This is a genomic window from Singulisphaera rosea (assembly GCF_054877945.1).
On the sequence record NZ_JBTYIP020000043.1, the window covers coordinates 1 to 17109 of the forward strand.

At 64.8% G+C, this 17109-nt stretch carries 14 protein-coding genes; 8 read left to right on the forward strand and 6 right to left on the reverse strand.

The features are described 5' to 3' along the window. Positions 1–174 precede the first annotated feature (174 nt). The 4 genes from ACYOEI_RS38205 to ACYOEI_RS38220 all read right to left on the reverse strand — a co-directional run bounded on the left by ACYOEI_RS38205 (position 175) and on the right by ACYOEI_RS38220 (position 3295). Positions 175–324, reverse strand: a complete 150-nt coding sequence (locus tag ACYOEI_RS38205) for a hypothetical protein (protein ID WP_462855746.1) — start codon at positions 322–324, stop codon at positions 175–177. A 13-nt stretch (positions 325–337) separates the two neighbouring features. After that, a complete protein-coding gene (locus ACYOEI_RS38210; protein WP_462855748.1) occupies positions 338–709 on the reverse strand; it encodes a response regulator in 372 nt (123 codons plus the stop codon). Positions 710–1018: 309 nt separating this feature from the next. After that, the gene (locus ACYOEI_RS38215; protein WP_462855749.1) at positions 1019–1393 is read right to left on the reverse strand and encodes a hypothetical protein; all 375 of its coding nucleotides are present in this window, start codon (positions 1391–1393) and stop codon (positions 1019–1021) included. A gap of 948 nt (positions 1394–2341) precedes the next feature. After that, complete coding sequence (locus ACYOEI_RS38220) at positions 2342–3295, reverse strand: WD40 repeat domain-containing protein (RefSeq protein WP_462855750.1); 954 nt, start codon at positions 3293–3295, stop codon at positions 2342–2344. A 1188-nt stretch (positions 3296–4483) separates the two neighbouring features. Between ACYOEI_RS38220 and ACYOEI_RS38225 the strand changes: the two genes are divergently transcribed. After that, complete coding sequence (locus ACYOEI_RS38225) at positions 4484–4741, forward strand: hypothetical protein (protein WP_462855752.1); 258 nt, start codon at positions 4484–4486, stop codon at positions 4739–4741. 125 nt (positions 4742–4866) lie between these two features. Further along, entirely contained in the window at positions 4867–5319 is a 453-nt protein-coding gene (locus tag ACYOEI_RS38230) for a hypothetical protein (RefSeq protein WP_462855753.1), read from the forward strand. Between the two features lie 117 nt (positions 5320–5436). On the opposite strand, the gene ACYOEI_RS38235 is transcribed toward ACYOEI_RS38230, so the two are convergent. Beyond that, positions 5437–6009 carry a chemotaxis protein CheB gene (locus tag ACYOEI_RS38235; RefSeq protein WP_462855755.1) on the reverse strand — a complete coding sequence of 191 codons (573 nt, stop codon included), beginning with the start codon at positions 6007–6009 and terminating at the stop codon, positions 5437–5439. A 467-nt stretch (positions 6010–6476) separates the two neighbouring features. Here ACYOEI_RS38235 and ACYOEI_RS38240 point away from each other — a divergent pair, with 467 nt between their 5' ends. Together ACYOEI_RS38240 and ACYOEI_RS38245 are read left to right on the forward strand one after the other, a co-directional pair. Then, positions 6477–6698, forward strand: a complete 222-nt coding sequence (locus ACYOEI_RS38240) for a hypothetical protein (protein ID WP_462855756.1) — start codon at positions 6477–6479, stop codon at positions 6696–6698. 332 nt (positions 6699–7030) lie between these two features. Next, positions 7031–7306 carry a hypothetical protein gene (locus tag ACYOEI_RS38245; RefSeq protein ID WP_462855757.1) on the forward strand — a complete coding sequence of 92 codons (276 nt, stop codon included), beginning with the start codon at positions 7031–7033 and terminating at the stop codon, positions 7304–7306. A gap of 83 nt (positions 7307–7389) precedes the next feature. On the opposite strand, the gene ACYOEI_RS38250 is transcribed toward ACYOEI_RS38245, so the two are convergent. Then, positions 7390–8682: a XylR family transcriptional regulator gene (locus ACYOEI_RS38250; RefSeq protein ID WP_462855758.1), complete on the reverse strand. Its 1293-nt coding sequence runs from the start codon at positions 8680–8682 to the stop codon at positions 7390–7392. Positions 8683–9144: 462 nt separating this feature from the next. Here ACYOEI_RS38250 and ACYOEI_RS38255 point away from each other — a divergent pair, with 462 nt between their 5' ends. The 4 genes from ACYOEI_RS38255 to ACYOEI_RS38270 all read left to right on the forward strand — a co-directional run bounded on the left by ACYOEI_RS38255 (position 9145) and on the right by ACYOEI_RS38270 (position 17087). Next, the gene (locus ACYOEI_RS38255; RefSeq protein WP_462855759.1) at positions 9145–10245 is read left to right on the forward strand and encodes a DUF1559 domain-containing protein; all 1101 of its coding nucleotides are present in this window, start codon (positions 9145–9147) and stop codon (positions 10243–10245) included. Positions 10246–10406: 161 nt separating this feature from the next. Beyond that, positions 10407–10628: a hypothetical protein gene (locus ACYOEI_RS38260; RefSeq protein WP_462855760.1), complete on the forward strand. Its 222-nt coding sequence runs from the start codon at positions 10407–10409 to the stop codon at positions 10626–10628. A 342-nt stretch (positions 10629–10970) separates the two neighbouring features. Next, the gene (locus ACYOEI_RS38265) at positions 10971–13586 is read left to right on the forward strand and encodes a glutaminase family protein (protein ID WP_462855762.1); all 2616 of its coding nucleotides are present in this window, start codon (positions 10971–10973) and stop codon (positions 13584–13586) included. Positions 13587–13808: 222 nt separating this feature from the next. Next, positions 13809–17087 carry a sigma-70 family RNA polymerase sigma factor gene (locus ACYOEI_RS38270; protein ID WP_462855763.1) on the forward strand — a complete coding sequence of 1093 codons (3279 nt, stop codon included), beginning with the start codon at positions 13809–13811 and terminating at the stop codon, positions 17085–17087. Positions 17088–17109: the final 22 nt, after the last annotated feature.

Below are 17109 nucleotides of genomic sequence, written 5' to 3' on the forward strand. Positions count from 1 at the left end.
GTACAGTCTGTCATAGCGGCGGCTCGATTCCTGGTAGGGTAGGGATTTGTGCAACACCAAATCCTACAAGGAGTAGGGCCGCCGCGCAACCAATTCCTTCGAACTGCCTATGAAATATCCGGGCTAGCACGCACGTTCTCCCCCCGGCGATCGAGCCGGCTCCTTCGCCCTTCCTCAGATGACGTCCACGACCTCGGCCATGCCCGCGCCGAGGCTCGTCCTCCTCCGACCTGAGTAATGCCCGTGCCAGGCCTCCAGGACGCCGTAGACGAGCTCGGGGCGATACCTTCGGCCAAGGAAAAGGCTCCCGACGGACCGGACCATCTGGCGATACCGCTCAGACCTCTGCTTCGCCTGGACACTGGAGGAGCTTATCCACGAGAAAAAAGATGTCGACGGGCTTGCTGATGACTTCCGACGCACCTGCCTCTCGGGCCAACCGATCCAGATCCGCCCCCGCCTCCGCGGTACATACGACCATCGGAACCCGGAGCAAGATTGGGGCCTCTCGCAACCTGCGAATCAACTCGATCCCATCGACCCCCGGCATGCGGAAGTCGGTCAGGACCAGATCCGGCCCAAACTCGCACGCAACCTCCAACGCCTCGTGGCCATCGGCCACGGCTTTGACGACGAAACCCCTGTAGCGGAGATATCTCGAGAGGAGGTAGCGGAAGTCCTCTTCATCCTCGGCCAGCAGGAGTCGCATGGAGGGAGCCGCCATAATCCCTTAGATCGGCCATCTCGGTGAGCGAACCCCGTGTGAACTCGCCTGCGACCGTTTCTTTTTCGACACCTTCGCAAATGCTAGGCCATATCGTCGCATTCTCAGGTTTTCAAGCTATAGCCCAAGTCATCGCGGCATCGGGAGCTATAAGGCCGCAGACCTGCGAGGGCGGTACCTCGGAAGGCTTGGAGGGTCCGCGAGTGCGATCGGGAGAGGCCGCCAGATACGCCGACCCTGGCCCGATGGCGAGTTGCCCATGATACCCAATGGGTGTCATGGGCAATGACCGGATCACATCCGCGGGGATGTGGAGGCAGGCTCGACGCCACCGCCGATTGGACTCGCTCCGCCCCGGTCGGACGATCCTGAAATCTTCGACTGCCGGGCATCGGCCAAGGCGAACTCGAAGGCTTCCATGAACTCGGCATCGAGGCGTCGGCCGAGTTCATGGCCGTAACGGTTCAGGAGCCCCCACTCAACTGGCCTGGCGACTAACTCCACGGCGTCACAGAGCGGGATCCCCCATTCCGAGATCCATCCCACGGCAACCGCGACCTCCGCGGCCATCATTGCCTTGGAGCGTGACAGCCGTTCGGTGTCATGGTAACGGTCCAGGGCGGCTAGGCAACTAGCGATCGTTCCTCGGACCTGCTGTTCGGTGACCATGAGTGAGCCCCTTGCGACTCGCCATCCATGCGTGCCTTCGAGCGGGGTAATCACCGTCGCCCTCGCTGCCGTCTCTGCTCCGCAGGGGTGCTTTGAGGGATGCGGCATGCTCACCATAGCAGAGGCAGGGCGGACCAACTAAGGCTGTTTTTAAATTTGTCCAAAGTTTAATGCATAAAATGCTTACATTGGCCTTGGATTCGCCCGGCGCAAACCACTCCCCTTACGGGCCATGATAGCCGCTCAGGGTCAGGGTCAGGGGCAGGCCCCAGGGATATTTCGGCTCCCGGCGTTGCCGCTCGGGATCAGTCTCCGCCTCAGACCGCTTAAGCCGACCTGGATACGTCTCGCCCGCCGATGCGGGTCATGGCCCCCAGGTCGCCGGGGAAGACGTTGCCTGGATTGGGTGAATGGAGACGCACGTCCCAGGTCGTTAACCGGCGAGCCTGTGGGCTGACTCGCCGGACCTTGCTTGACACCCCCCCGACCCTATCGGGCCAAGGCGCGGTTCGGAGACGAGAGCGGCTGATGGGGAAATCGCCCAGGGAAACCCGTGGGTCGGCCCACCGGGCCCCAACCCGGATACCCGACCAACTTTGACAGGGCGTTTTTGCCGCATGCTCATCCGTGAGGCGACGGTGACCTTACCGTGCCGACACCTCTGCCCGCCAATTCAGTTTCGCCCCCACGATTTCAGCATGGCCGTCAACCGACACGACCCGGCGTCCTCTTGCGAGGAAACCGGGTCGTGGAGGAGGTGTTTTTTTCCGGCAAGGTCACCACCAACACTCCAGTATACACCCCGACGATCCGACGATGGGCGAAATGGCACCCACGGGTGTCAAACGACGAAGCTGACGCCGAGGCCAATAGCTGCCGGTTCGCGCCGTGCACCCCGCGTATCCAACTCGGGGCACCTCGGGTCTACTTCCGGCGATCCAAGCTGGCTCATTTCGCCCCTTGCTTGACGAGTTTTGATGTGTTCCAGATCCGCGCCGTCCCGTCAAGGGACGCCGAGGCCAACGATTTTCCGTCCCTCGTGAAAGTGAGCATGAGGACTTCACCCTCGTGCCCTTTGAGAGTCCCCTTCTCCTCGCGGCCCTGGGCATCCCAGAGTCGGATCATGCCGTCTTTGTGTCCCAGGGCGAGGGTTCCTCCATCGGGGGAGTATGCGACTCCCTCGGCTCCGATCTCCTGTCGCTCCCGCAACACCTTGCCCGTATTGACATCCCACAGGACGAGTGTCCCATGATCGTCGGTCGAGGCGAGGGTCTTGCCGTCGGGCGAGTAATCGATCCGGTAGACCTGGCCGCTGTGGCGCATCGGCATGTGAAGCACCTTCCTCGGCTCCTCGAGGTCCCAAACCCCGATCCGGCCGTCTTCAGTCCCCAGGGCGATGGTCGATCCGTCGGGAGCATATCGGAGGTAGGAGATCGGCCCGAAGCCCTCGAGCGAGGCAACAACCTTCCGGGTTTGCACGTCCCAGATCAGAGCCAGAAAATCATTGCCGCCCGAGGCGAGGAATTTCCCGTCTGGGGAGTATTCCAAGCCTTTCACGATTCTCGAGTGCTTCTTCAACGTGAAGGCTTCCTCCTTGCTCTCCGCGTCCCAGACCACGATTTGGGTGTCTTCACCGGCCGAGGCGAAGTGCTTACCGTCCGGGGCCATGCTGACGCGAGATAGGCCTCGATTGTGCCCCCGCAATCGAGTGGCCTTACGGTCCTTCAAGTCCCAGAACTGGACGTTCTCATCTTGTCCGGCGACGACCAGTCCTTCTCCGTCGGGAGTAAACCTGCACGACCAGCAAGGCTGCTCAATCTTCAGCGTCAAGAGGATCGGAACGTCGGGCTCCTGGCCACTCGCCGACATCCCGCAGGCGACGGCAATCGCGCAAACAATCATTCGGATTGTTGATGATTTCGATAGAAGTTGCTTTCTCATCATCTCGCTCCCTTGAAGTTTGTCCGGGATCAGAAAGGTTTCGAGCACATCCCGCCGACGCGATGGCAACAATTCAGGAACGCCAAATCCTCTAACCCCCGGACGACGGTCCCTGGGATTTCCGGAAAGTTCAAAAGCGCAAGCATTACGGCTCGTACACCAACGCCTGGAGAGTGTCCAAAGTCGTCCGCCAAGGCCCTGGCCACGATCCGCGACGGGGATCTGTACCCCGAGGAACAAGGCACGTTCGCCGCGTACTGCCTCGACCGGTGGGACCTGACGGAGATGGCCGAGGACCTGCCGAAGATCGCCCGCAACAAGGGCAAGCCTGTCCCGGCCGTTGAGGCTGCTGTCGCCTGAGGCAGTCGGGTTACGTATTGGGGAGTGGGCGATACTGGGAGCGGCTCGCCGGCTATCACTCCTCCCTCACGACCTCGGCCTCTCCGCAAGGGCATGCCGGGGTCGTGTCGGTTTACGGGGTATCAGGGGTTGGTCTGGCGTGCAAAGAGCCCGCTCCCATCCTGTCGGGCTCGCTCGCTGTCGAGGTTTGCCAATCGGAGGGGAAGGTGAATCACCTGCGAGATTGAAACGCAAATGGGAATACAAATAAAAAATAAGGAAATATTTTTGAAATATTATTTTGTAAATTCTGATACAGTCTTGCTCGGCCTCGACGGACAATCTGGGCTGATGATTCGGCGGAAGTGGTGTCGTCGGTTCCCTCTGATCTCCGTCTAGCCTCGATCAGACCCGAGCCCCCCCCACACCATCGGACCGCGTCCTTGCGCATCGGGGGCATGATGCCGGATCTTTCGGGATCCCAAGAATCCGAGAAACACCCCGTCGAGGCCCTCTCACGGGCCGCCGCGGCATTTCAGATCATCTCGAGCCCTACAAACTTATCGATCCTTTCGCTGTTTGGTACAGGCGGACGGTGCGTCACTGACTCGTGGAGCGATATTGATGTCGATGTGAGCGCAATCAGCCATGCCCTTACCAAGATGAGGCTCCCGGGGCTGGTCGAGAGACAGACAGTCGGTAGAGCCGCTGTCTATAGCCCGACTCCCCGAGGCGAACGGTTGCTTCGGATCGTAAAGACACTCCTTGCAGATGATTCCGTTTGAATCCATTCCACCTTGGAGCCCGCCCATGCTTCCCGATCCCGACGAGTCGCCTCGCTTACTGTATAAGGTCGAGGGTGAGAACGGACGTCGATATCTCATCTACAACGCATTGGTGATGGGTGATCCGTCCGGACACGTCCCCGGCAAGTGGTATACGAGACCTTACCCCTTGATGGTTTCTCAAGCCGGGCCTGGGAGCAACCCCCACGACACCGCCGACGAAGCCGAACAATCCGTAGGAGCCCGGGCCCGAGGCATGGCCGAGGCCAAGGAATTTACCTGATCGGTATCACCTCGACCTACCGGTAGACGGTCGAGGTACGTTCCCCACTTCACTACAGTTTGCAACCGGCCGGCGGCTATCTGGGTCCCTGACCCCGGCCAGACTCCGCCGCCTTGGAGGCCCCATTGAATGCCAAACGATCTCTGACCTGGCTCGTCGATGGCGTGGCCTTCAGGCTCGCCCCGCTCGATCATCAGGACCTTGATGAGCTCTATCGCGGCCGGTTGCTTCCGATGGCGGGCTCACTCCGGGTGAGCATCGAGAAGTTCATCCAAGGCGGAGGCCGGGATGAGAGCCTGGTGGTCGAGGATTTGGAACAGTGCCTCGAATCGTTGCGGGCCATCCTGGAAGCGTCGCTTCGCAAGGCCCACCCGTGGATGACAGAACCCGAAGCGGAGTGTCTGGTGGCGATGTACTGTCGCGACGAAGACAATTCCACGGACGACGTCCTCTTCTACCGCCAGGTGCAACGACTGGGCAAGTCGACGCTCGACGGCCTCGTCTCCCAGCATCGAGGCCGCCTTGCCGCACTGGTCTCTCTGGCTGAACAATTCGAGGCGCTAGTCACTATTCCCTGAGACGACAAGGATCGCATCCACGCCAAGCCCATCGGGACAAGACACCCATTGGGTGTCACCGGCCGTCGCGGGGTAGCCTGGTCATTCGGCGGGTCGACAATCGCCCTTCACCCATCCCTAATTCGCCCGAACGAGCGATAGTAGGGTGCCCGCGATCGCCTCGAGCGGGAGGACGAGGTCGACCGTGCCCGTCGCGATACTTGCGAGTGGCATGTCGGAGACTTCGGCGGTCTCACGGTTCTGGGTAAGAACCATGCCGCCCCACCGCTTGACCGCTCGGACCCCATCGGCCCCGTCGCCGTCGTAGCCCGTAAGGACGACGGCAATGATGCGCCCCCCCAGACTCTCCGCCCCCGACTCGAATAGCCGGTCGACTGACGGTCGGGAGAAGCGGACCTTCGCCGCATTGGAGAGGGAAAGCGAGCCACCTCGGTCGATCAGGAGATGCCTGTCAGGCGGGGCGATGTGGACCGTCCCCGGCACCAGATGATCCCCTTCGGCGGCATCCTTGACGCTGAGTCGCGTCCTTCGACCGATTATCTCCGCCAGTATGCCTGGTCCGTGAGGGGAACGGTGCAACACCACGGCGATGGCGGCCGGGAAGTTGGCAGGCAAGGCCCCCAGGATGACGCCCAGGGCCTCGATGCCGCCGAGCGATCCCCCAATCAAAACGACGTCGAAGTTACCCATCGCCTCCATTAGCACCTCTTGCGAATGTCATTCTTTGCCAAACCGACATCCTATGGCATTCGGTACAGAGGGGGTAGAGGGTCGCGACGACCGACCCACGATCGGCCTCCGGAGCGATACTGAGATAGGCACCCGATGCGTCCCGTTGAGGCCAAGGTGAGCCTGCGGGGTCGAGTGCCAACAGGTCGAGCCAAGGAGGCCAGGATGGCGAGGCGAACCCCCCCACCGCCAAGCAGCGCAAGGTCGTCGAGGAATTCCTCAGGGAGCCGGCAGTCGCGGAGACGCCCTTCACCGAACCGAAGGTCTGGGAACCCGCCTGGAAGGGCCGGTTCCTCGAAGCCCTCTCCAACTGCGGTGTCATCCGAGCGGCGTGCATCCAAACGGGGATCCATTACACGACGGCGTACGATCACCGGATGTAGGACCCCGAATTCGCCGAAGCGTGGGACGCCGCGAACGAGGCAGCCGTGGACACCCTCGAGAGCGAGGCTCGCCGTCGAGCTCTGGATGGGGTCGAGAAGCCCGTCTTCTACCGCGGCCAGAAGTGCGGGGCGATCCGCGAGTACTCCGACGCCCTGCTCATGTTCCTGATGAAGGCGGCCCGACCCGAGCGGTTCCGCGAGAGCTACGACGCCCACAAGATCGTCGCTCTATTGCAAGCTGGAGCGGCTGCCGAATCTTCCCGTTGATGCTGAGCCGAGTCGACACCGATTTCGGTCATGAGACCCCGGGCGACGCTGCCCGGGGCCTCTTCGTTTTGACACCCAATGGGTGTCATCAGAGCTAGCCCTAAAACAAGCGTACCCAACACGATGACATAGGGATGACAGCGGTCTGCGCCCTATAAAACAAGGCATGCCACGAAACTATGGAAATCGAAGAGGCGCTCACTCGAAAACGCACACGCTCGCGCAAGTGCCGTTGCCAAAACCCCTTAAATCCAAGTTGGAGGGGCGTGAGAGGGTTTTCGATACGCTTGGTTTAGGGCTAGCAGACCTACTTCCCCTCCGGCCAGGGGCAGATGGAGCCCGGCCCCGGCCCCGGCGGCGACGGTGGCGGCGACCACTTCGCCAACTTCCTCGAGGCGGTCAAGGCCCGCGACCCCGGCCGGCTCAACGCCCCGATCGAGGACGGCCACCGCTCGAGCGCCCTCTGCCACCCGGGCAACATCGCCTACCGGGTCGGCCGCAAGCTGCGGATCAACCCCTCGAGCGAGTCGTTCATCGACGACACCGAGGCCGGCGCCCTCCTGACCCGCAACGATCCCGCCCCGTTCGTCGTCCCCGCCAAGGACTGATGACCGGACGGTTCTGGGCCCCGGCGCCCTCTCCAACGCCGGGGCCTCCTATCGCAGACGTCTCTTCACCGGATGACGTTCTATCAAAGCGCCGAGGGATGGCGAGGGGAAAGGGCGGCTTGGTCGCCGGCGGCGATGCGGCCGACCGAGCGTCGATAGCTCGCGGGGGTCTGGCCCAGGCGGGTGCGGAAGACGACACCGAGGTATTCCTGGTGGCCGAACCCGCACTGGACGGCGATTTTCCCGATGGACATATCGGTCTCGGCGAGGAGCTCCTGGGCACGCTTCAGGCGGACCCGGACGATCTCGTCGTGGACGGTGCGGCCGAGCACGGCGCGGAACCGGCGCTGGAGGGTGCTCCGCGACATCCCCAGCTCTCGGCAGACCTCGTCGATGGAGAGGCCGTGGCAGGCGTGCATCCGGATGAAGCCGATGGCCTCGGCGACCTCGCGGTCGTCCAGGGCGATGGCGTCGCTGGAAGGCCGGGCGACGATGCCAAGCGGCGGGACGAAGACCGCTTCGCCCGACTGGCCCTCGCCGGCGAGGACCCGGTCGAGCAGCGCCGCGGCCTCGTAACCGACCCGCTCGTGATCGGGGACGACGCTGGAGAGCGGCGGGTGGGCGATCGCACAGATCGGCTCGTCGTTGTCGACCCCGATGACCGCCAACTCGTCCGGGACCCGCACACCGACTCGTCGGCAGGCCTCGAGGACCTTCTGGCCTCTCGGGTCGTTGCAGGCCATCACGGCACAGGGGCGTGGCAGCGCGAGGACCCACGACGCCAGCCGGTCCTGCTCGTCTTCCCAGGCGACCTGGTCGCGGAACGAGAAGACCGGGCACGTCCCCCCGACTTCGGCGATGGCGTTGACGAACGCCTCACGCCGCTCCTCGGACCAGTTGACCCCCTCGAGGCCGCAATAGCCGAAGTGGTGAAACCCTCGTTCGAAGAAATGCTTGGCGGCCAATCGCGCGATCGCCGCGTTGTCGACGTGCGCCAGCGGTAACTCGGGCCGCCGGTCGACCCCCAGGACGTCGACGACCGGGACCCCCGCCGCCAGGACGGCCTCGGCGATCCGGGCGTTCTGGAGCCTCGCGATGATCCCGTCGCCGTCCCAGTTGCGCAGCCAGCCGGGGACGGATTCTTCGAGGCTCCTCGGCTCGTGATAGAACGACCAGGGCCCGTGCTCGCACGCGTAGCGGGCGATCCCGCGGAGGATGTCGCGGCCCGACGCCAGCGACGTCTCGACCACGAGGGCGATGTGGGGTATGGCCCTCACCTGGCGATTCTTGTTGCGAGTCCTCACCGGCTCCCCCCGGGCGTCGTCGTCCGACGCTGCGGCACGAGGGCCCGACCAACCCGCGGGATCGGGCCCCATGCCGCCCCGTTCCGACCCCTAAGCTCTGACCTTAATTCTACAAACTTTGACCGGAATCGCCATTGGCGGCCCCGGGTTTTGCGCGTCAAATGGATTAGGGCCGAAATCCTCGGCTGTGCGTCGGTTCCGCTGCCTCGGGCATCACGGTCAACACCCCCCAAAAAAGAACGTCAGTCTCCCCCCCCTCTCGGGGCATGGTGGCGTGTTGCGCGGTGGTCGGGCGAGCGGATGGGGGATTTCGACGCAGTTTTATGCTGATGTGATCCTGGATCGGTTGAACGCGGGGTGCCCCGGGGCACTTCGATTCGGGGCTGCGCGCTTCCTGATCGCGGAACAAGCCGAGTGAAGCCACTGGGGTGGGCTCAGGTCACCGCGAGTGCCCTCGCTTCGGTCGCTCACGTCTCGGATTCTTGATTCATTTTCGGTCGTCGCACGTTCGTTCGTACGTAAAAGGGGCCGCACATGAGATTGAAGTCGTCGACTCGTCAAGGATTCACTCTGATCGAGCTCCTCGTCGTCATCGCCATCATCGCCGTGTTGATCGCCCTGCTCCTGCCGGCCGTGCAGGCCGCCCGCGAGGCCGCCCGCCGGGCGCAATGCGTCAACAACCTCAAGCAGTTCGGCCTGGCGATGCACAACTACCACTCGTCCACCGAGGTCTTCCCGATGGGCGCGTCGCAGTGCTACTACAATTACGGCGGGGGATCGCCGTGCACGACCTGGAACAACTGGTCGGCCCACGCCTTGATGCTCAACTACCTGGAACAAGGCTCGCTCTACAACGCCATCAACTTCGGGATGGAGGGCCGGGGGACCGACTACGCGAGCGCGGCGAATTCCACGGGCTACAACGCCAAGATTGCCGTCTTCCTCTGCCCCTCGGACACGAATGGCGGCCGGATCAACGACAACTGCTATTACGGGAGCGTCGGGCCCACGACCAACGCCGGGGGCGACGTCCCCCCGCGCAATGCGAGCCCGGGATGCACGGGCCCTGGAAGCTTCGCGACCCCGACGTCCGGGGTGTTCGCGTTCCGCGTGGCCTACGGCATCCGCGACATCACCGACGGCACGTCGAATACCATCGCGTTCTCCGAGGGCAAGGCCGGGAACGCGGCGCAGACCGTCAGCCCCGGCAACATGGTCATGAATGCCGGCCTGTCGGGGAGTGCGTATTTCCTGAGCGCGTTCCAGAACCCCGCGCAGGTCCTCTCGGATCTGCAGACGTGCTCGAACCAATACGTTTCCAGCAATTCGGGCAACATCTCCGTCGGCCACGGCCACGACTGGGGTATCGGCAGCATGGGCGCCACGTTGTTCAACACCATCGTCACGCCCAATAACACGCGGTACATCTGGTCGGCCTGCCGGACCGACTGCAACGGTGGTTGCGACGGGGCGAGCATGGACTACTCCAACGCCCAGAGTTATCACCCCGGCGGGGTCAATGTCCTGATGGCCGACGGAAGCGTCAGGTTCATCAAGGATTCGGTCAACACGCAAACCTGGTGGGGGCTCGGGACCAGGAGCGGCGGCGAAGTGATCGACGCCAGCAGTTTCTGACCTCTCGAAACCCGAGGTGGCCTTCGCCCGTCGCCCTCGGCGTTCTCGTCGAGGCGACGGGCCGGTTCCACTCGCAGGCCGGAGAACGGAAGTTGGGGGCAGACAAGGGGCTTCGTGCCCTCTCCTTTTACACCACCCTTTGAGAGAATTGGAAGATTTTCATGAAATCTATCGCTTGGGCTTTGATGGCTTGCCGGATCCTGGCGGTCTCCCTCGGCCTGACCTTGCTCAACAGCGGTTGCGGCCCGCAAAGCGTGTCCTACGGCGGGGTGACTACCGAGGAGGCAAAGTGGAACGATGATTCTCGGAAGGCCATGGAGGCCAACGCCAAGTTGACCTACAAGACGGCCCACAAGGCTCGCAGGGGCGTGAAGAAGCATTGACGATCCCTCCGCCAGGCCCTTGTCGTTCAACGGGGCTGGGGGCAGACTGTGGGGAGTGGCGAGGGTCGCGGCCCGCCACCGGACGGCGACCCTTGCGCCCTCGGCGCTCCTCATTAGAAGACGTGCGCGACGGCTCCGGCCCCTCTCGACGAACCAAACCGGCGAGCCTTGCGGTTTCCCTCGGTGCGTCGTGGGAGCGACCGTCCTCCCTGGAGGCTCGATCGATCAAGGAACGTGATCGAGCCCAATCCACACCGTCGGGGAGGGGGGATGGCCTCGCTCGGCCGCAGCACGAGACACCTCTCATTGACCGTGCCACCCACGAAAGCCTTTGGAGGATCGATGGCTCGACGAGACCCCGTGATTCTTGTGTTCTTTGCCGTCGTCGTGGGTCTCGGATTGTTGGACCCGGGTCGTGTCTCGGCGGCGGATGAGGCCAAGCCCAAAGCCTTCCGCCCCCCCGCGGTGCCCCTGGTCGCGTGTGACCCGTACTTCAGCGTCTGGAGCCTCGCCGATCGGTTGACCGATGACGTGACCCGGCACTGGACGGGCAAGCCGCAGGCGCTCGCCAGCATGATCCGGGTCGACGAGAAGACGTACCGGCTGATGGGGAATGAGCCGAAGGCCGTCCCGGCCTTAACCCAGGTTGGGGTCGTCGTCCTCCCGACCCGGACGATCTACGACTTCGAAGGGGCCCAGTTGCATGTCCGCCTGACGTTCTTGACGCCGGCGCTGCCCCATGACCTGGACATCCTCTCTCGACCGGTCACGTACCTGACCTGGGACGTCCGCTCGCTCGACGGGAAGCCGCACGCGGTTCGCATCTACTTCGGCGCGAGTGCCGAGCTGACCGTCGACGTGCCGTCGCAGCGTGTCGTCTGGTCGTCTCCGGCCTCGGGTGAATTGAAGGTGCTTCAGATGGGCTCGGAGGAACAGGCCGTCCTCCGGAAGAGGGGGGATGACCTCCGGATCGACTGGGGCTATGCCTACGCCGCGGCCCCTTCGAGCACCGCCAACGCCAAGGTCGGCTCCGACCGGGCCTGCTCCCAGGCCTTCAACGAGGGGGGCAAGTTGCCCGAGGCGGACGATACCCGCATGCCCCGCGCCGTGGACGACGAACGGCCCGTGATGGCCTTCGTCTTCGATCTGGGGACGGTGGCCGGGACGCCGGTCTCGCGGCATGTCGTGCTCGCCTATGATGATCTTCATGCGATCACCTACTTCGGAAAGCCGCTGCGTCCTTATTGGCGACGCTCCGGTGCCCAGGCCGCCGACCTGCTCCGGCGGAGCGAGGCCGAGTACGAGTCGCTCCGGACCCGTTGCCAGGCCTTCGACGACGAATTGATGGCCGACCTGAAGCAAGCGGGGGGGGAGAAGTACGCCCAACTCGCAGCCTTGGCGTATCGCCAGTGCCTGGCCGCCAACAAGTTGGTGGCCGACTCGAACGGTCAGCCGCTCCTCTTCCCTAAAGAGAACTTCAGCAACGGCTGCATCGCCACGGTCGACATACTCTTCCCGATGGACCCATTCTTCCTCCTGTTCAGCCCGACCCTGACCAAGGCCTCGCTCGCGCCCGTCTTGAGTTACGCCGCTTCGGAGCGCTGGAAGTTCCCGTTCGCCCCGCATGATCTGGGGACCTACCCCCAGGCCAACGGCCAGGTCTACGGCGGGGGCGAGCGGACCGAGGAGAACCAGATGCCCGTCGAGGAGAGCGGCGACATGATCCTCCTCGTCGCGGCGCTCGCCCGGCTGGAAGGGAACGCCGACTTCGCGTCGGCGTACTGGCCGCAGTTGTCGAAGTGGGCGCATTACCTGGAAGAGAAGGGCTTCGACCCGGAGAACCAGCTCTGCACCGACGACTTCGCCGGCCACCTGGCCCACAACGTGAATCTCTCGGCCAAGGCCATCCTTGCGATGGGGGCGTATGGTCTGCTCTGCGACCTCCGCGGTGAGAAGGCGGAGGCGGCCCGATATCACGAGCTGGCGAAGGAGTTGGCCGGCAAGTGGGCCAAAACCGCCGATGACGGCGATCACTTTCGCCTCGCCTTCGACCGATCGGGGACCTGGAGCCAGAAGTACAACCTGGTCTGGGACCGCCTGCTGGGCCTGGACCTGTTCCCGGCCGAGGTGATCCGGAAGGAACTGACCTTCTACCTCAAGAACCAGGATCGCTATGGGTTGCCGCTCGACAACCGCCAGCCTTACGCGAAGCTCGACTGGACCGTCTGGACCGCGACGATGGCCGACACCCGCGCCGAGTTCGAGGCGATCGTGGGGCCGCTCTACGACTTCCTGAACGACTCGCCCGACCGCGTCCCGATGTCCGACTGGTACTGGACCAAGGATTCCAAGCATGTGGGATTCCAGGCCCGATCCGTCGTCGGCGGCGTCTTCATCAAGCTGCTGTCCGACCGCGCGACCTGGACGAAGTGGTCGGGCCGTGACAGGGCCCGACCCTCCGGCTGGGCGGCCGTTCCCCCGCCGCCGATCGTCAAGGAGGTCGTCCCCAACGCGCAGCGGGCGCCGAGCACGTGGCGGATGACCTTGGAACGCCCCGCGGATGACTGGTTCCGGCCGGGTTTCGACGACGCGGGCTGGAAGGAGGCCCAGGGCGGTTTCGGCTCCGAGGGGACCCCGAACACCTCCCCGGGACGGCGGACCGACTGGACTACCTCGGACATCTGGATCCGCCGCGAGTTCACCCTCCCCGAAGGGGACGTCACGGATCTCCAACTCTCCCTGTACCATGACGAAGATTCCGAGGTGTACATCAATGGCGTCCTGGCCGCCAAGGTCTCGGGCTACTCGACGGATTACGACCCCACGCCCATGACCGCCGAGGCCCGCGCCACGCTCCACACCGGCAAGAACCACCTCGCCGTCCACTGCCACCAGACCGGCGGCGGGCAGTTCATCGATGTCGGCTTCGTCGAGGTCAAGGAGCAGAGCCCTCGCTAACGTCGTAGCCGCCCGCTCTCTCCGAAACCCGGTGTTTTCTTCAACACCGGGTTTCTGCCGCGGTCGCTGCCATCCTCTCTTTGGGATCTCCCTGTCAACTCCCACTGAAACCCGGTGTTGAAGAAAACACCGGGTTTCAGGGCACGGGAAAAAATTGGAACCCTCGGACCCCGGCTCGGCTTTACTGGAGGAGGACACGAGGCACCCGGGGAGATCCGACTGGTGGCATCATCGCAACGCGGCGACGCCGGGCTCCGGCCGATCGGCACGCTGTTCGGCCGGGGGACCGTGGCCGGCCTGACGGACGGGCCGTTGCTCGAAAGGTTCGCGACCGGGGGAAAGGAGGCCTCCGAACTCGCCTTCGCGGCCCTGGTCGATCGGCACGGGCCGATGGTCCTGCGCACCTGCCGGGCGGCCTTGCATGACGAGCACGATGCGCAGGATGCGTTCCAGGCCACCTTCCTGATCCTGGTGCGCCGGGGCGGCTCGCTCTGGGTGCGGGATTCGGTCGGCCCCTGGCTCCACCGGGTCGCCTGCCACGCCTCGGCCCGCGCCCGGCGCGTCTCTGGGCGGCGGAAGGCGATCGAGCGGAAGGCGGCCGAGATGGCGGAGACGGCCTCGGAGGAACCTGGCCCGAGCGTCGATGGGCTCGGGGAGCTGCTCCACGAGGAGATCGACCGGCTCCCGGACCGATACCGGATCCCCGTCGTCCTTTGCGAGCTCGAGGGTCGCTCACAAGAAGAGGCGGCGCGGGTGCTGGGGTGTCCCGTCGGGACGGTCAAGAGCCGACTGTCTCGGGCCCGCGAGCGGCTCCGCGGACGCTTGACCCGTCGAGGGCTCGCCCCTGGAGCGTTCAACCTCGGCGCCTCGGCCTTCGACCCGACCCGGGCGACACTCCCCGCAGCCCTGGTGGAGATCACGATCCGGTCTGCCTTGGGTCCTCCGACCGCTGACGCGACCGTCGTTGCCATCGTCCAGGGGGTGTTGAGGTCTATGTTTCTGACACACTTGAAATCCACGGCTGCTTTAACTCTGTGCGTTGGCCTTGCGCTTGGGGGCCTCGCCTTCGGCGGGGCCCAACTCGCCCGGCCCGGTGCGGACGACGCCAAGGTCTTCGCGGCTTCGGGGCCCGAGGCCGCGAAGACGCCCGCAAAGGCCAAGGAGGCCGACCCGTATGCCTGGCGACGCGCCGACCCGTACGAAGCCCCCGACTTCGAGCGGTTCTTCCCCGATGATCTCGATGGGGGCAAGGCCCTTGATGCCCTCTGGGGGGACAAGGACAAGGACCGTCGGCCGGACGACGAGGTCCTCCGGGCCGTCCGCCGGGGCCTGCGGCGCACGACGCAGCATCGGACGCTGATCCTCGCCTGGATCGGCAACCGTTTCGTCTGGAACAAGTCGCCCCAGAATCCCGACGCGATCGAGCTCATGTACCACGCGGCCGACTCCCGAGGCCCGAACGCCGACCCTTACGGAACCCGGCACTACGCCGTCTACTTCGGCCTTTCGGTCGTCCAGCCCAAGACCCCGGCGATCCTGCGCACGCTCGTCGATTTGTGCATGCGCATCGACGACTACAACGATTGGGGACGCGTCGCCTGGGGTGCGGCGACGCAACGGACTGAGCTCCTCGCGTACCTCAAACCTTATCTCGCCGAAGGGACCGACCCGGATCTCCGCGAGCGGGCAGGCATCCTGGAGAAGGTCTTCGTTGACGCCCCCGACGCCATGACGGCGATGGCCGCACGCAACAAGAAGCGGGCGCAGGCCGAGTTCGGCGCCCGACTCCCCGAGGCCAGGCGGGTGCTCCGGGCCGGGACCTCGCGGGAACGGAGGGACGCCCTGACCCTCGTGGGCCGCAACGGGGTCATTCTGCTCATCGACGACTCCGACTTCGATGCTTTCCAGGCCGCCGCGGACGACCCTGACGCCAGGGTCCGCGAGGGGGTCGCCCGCTTCGTCGGCCAACGCTGGATCTGGGGCGCCCAACCCCAGAAGCCCGAGGCCATCGAACTCGAGCTTCGACTCTCGAAGGACGAGGACCGCGAGGTCCGCAATACCACCGTCTACTACGGCCTGTCCACGGTCGTCGACAAGACGGATGACGTCGTTCGCAGGCTCATGGCAATGGTGGTCTCGGACCCCTTCGTGGACTGGAGTCGCATTGCCTGGGGTCTCAGCCAGGACCGCGATGCGGCGGCGAAGGTCCTCGACGAATACCTGGCCGGCGACGATCTCTCGGCCGCCAAGGCCGCGCGGAAGCACTACCGGGAGATCACCGGTCGAAATACGCCTCTCGAGTCCAAGGGCGAGCCGGTCTCCCGGGCGAAGGATGTCCAGGCGTTTCAGGATCTGTTCGACTACCTCGGGCAGGCCTATCCGAATTTCAAGATGAAAGGGATCGACTGGCCGAAGGTCGGCCGCGAGTTGATCCCTCGGGTCGACGAGGCGAAGTCCGAGGACCAGTTCGGCCTCCTGGTCCTGGAGTTGGTGGCTCGTTTGGAGGACAGCCACGCGGTCGTCCAACCGGGGAGCGTGAACCCTCCCCAACCGTCACTGCCGGAGTGGGAGCCCGGCCTGACCTGCCTGATCGACGACCAAGGGCGGCCGGTGGTTTACGCGGTGGAGCGCGGATCGGCCGCGGAGAAGGCCGGGGTCCGGCCCGGGATGACCGTCGTCTCGGCCAACGGGACGCCGGCCCGGGAGTTGATCGACCGCTGGATGACGCGCCAGCGGACCTACTACGGCTATTCCAGCAACCGGACCCTCGAGTACGACGCGGCGCGACTGTTCCTCCAACACCCGGGACGGGGTGCGAAGGTCACCCTGGTGCTGGAAGACGTCGAGGGCTCGCCGAAGACGGTCGAGGTCCCGGCCGGTTTCCGTCGACGCTACCTCCCGAGGCTCCCGGTCCTCCGGTCCGGGATCGCGGACTCGGCGAACGTCTCGTGGACTCGCCTGGACGACGGCCTCGGCTACATCTACGTCCGACGGATCCAGGGGGGGCTCGAAGGGTCGCTCGACCGGGCGCTCAAGGAACTCGGCGACGTGAAGGGCCTGATCATCGACGTCCGGGGGAACAGCGGCGGCGGGTTCGACACGAGCACGGCGGTCCGCAACTTCGACCCGTCGCCCGAGAACAGGGCCGAGCCGGAGCGGCCTCGCTATCGAGGGCCGATCGCCCTCCTGATCGACGAGCGCACCATCAGCGCGGGCGAAGGATGGGCGTCGTGGTTCGTCGCGACGAAGCGTGCCCGGCTCTTCGGCACGGCCACGGCCGGGGCCTCGTCGCGGAAGGCCAACTACACGATGAGCAACGGCCTCTACCGGGTCGTGGTCCCGGTGAAGGCCTACACGGGCTTCCTCGACCGGCCGATCGAGCGGCGAGGCCTGGAGCCCGACGTCGCGGTCCGGTGTCGCGCCAAGGACCTGGCCGACGGCAAGGACACCGTCGTGGAAGCCGCCGCCGCCTGGCTGCGGTCGTCGACCGGCCGGGATTGAACCCGGCCGGAGGGCGTCGGTG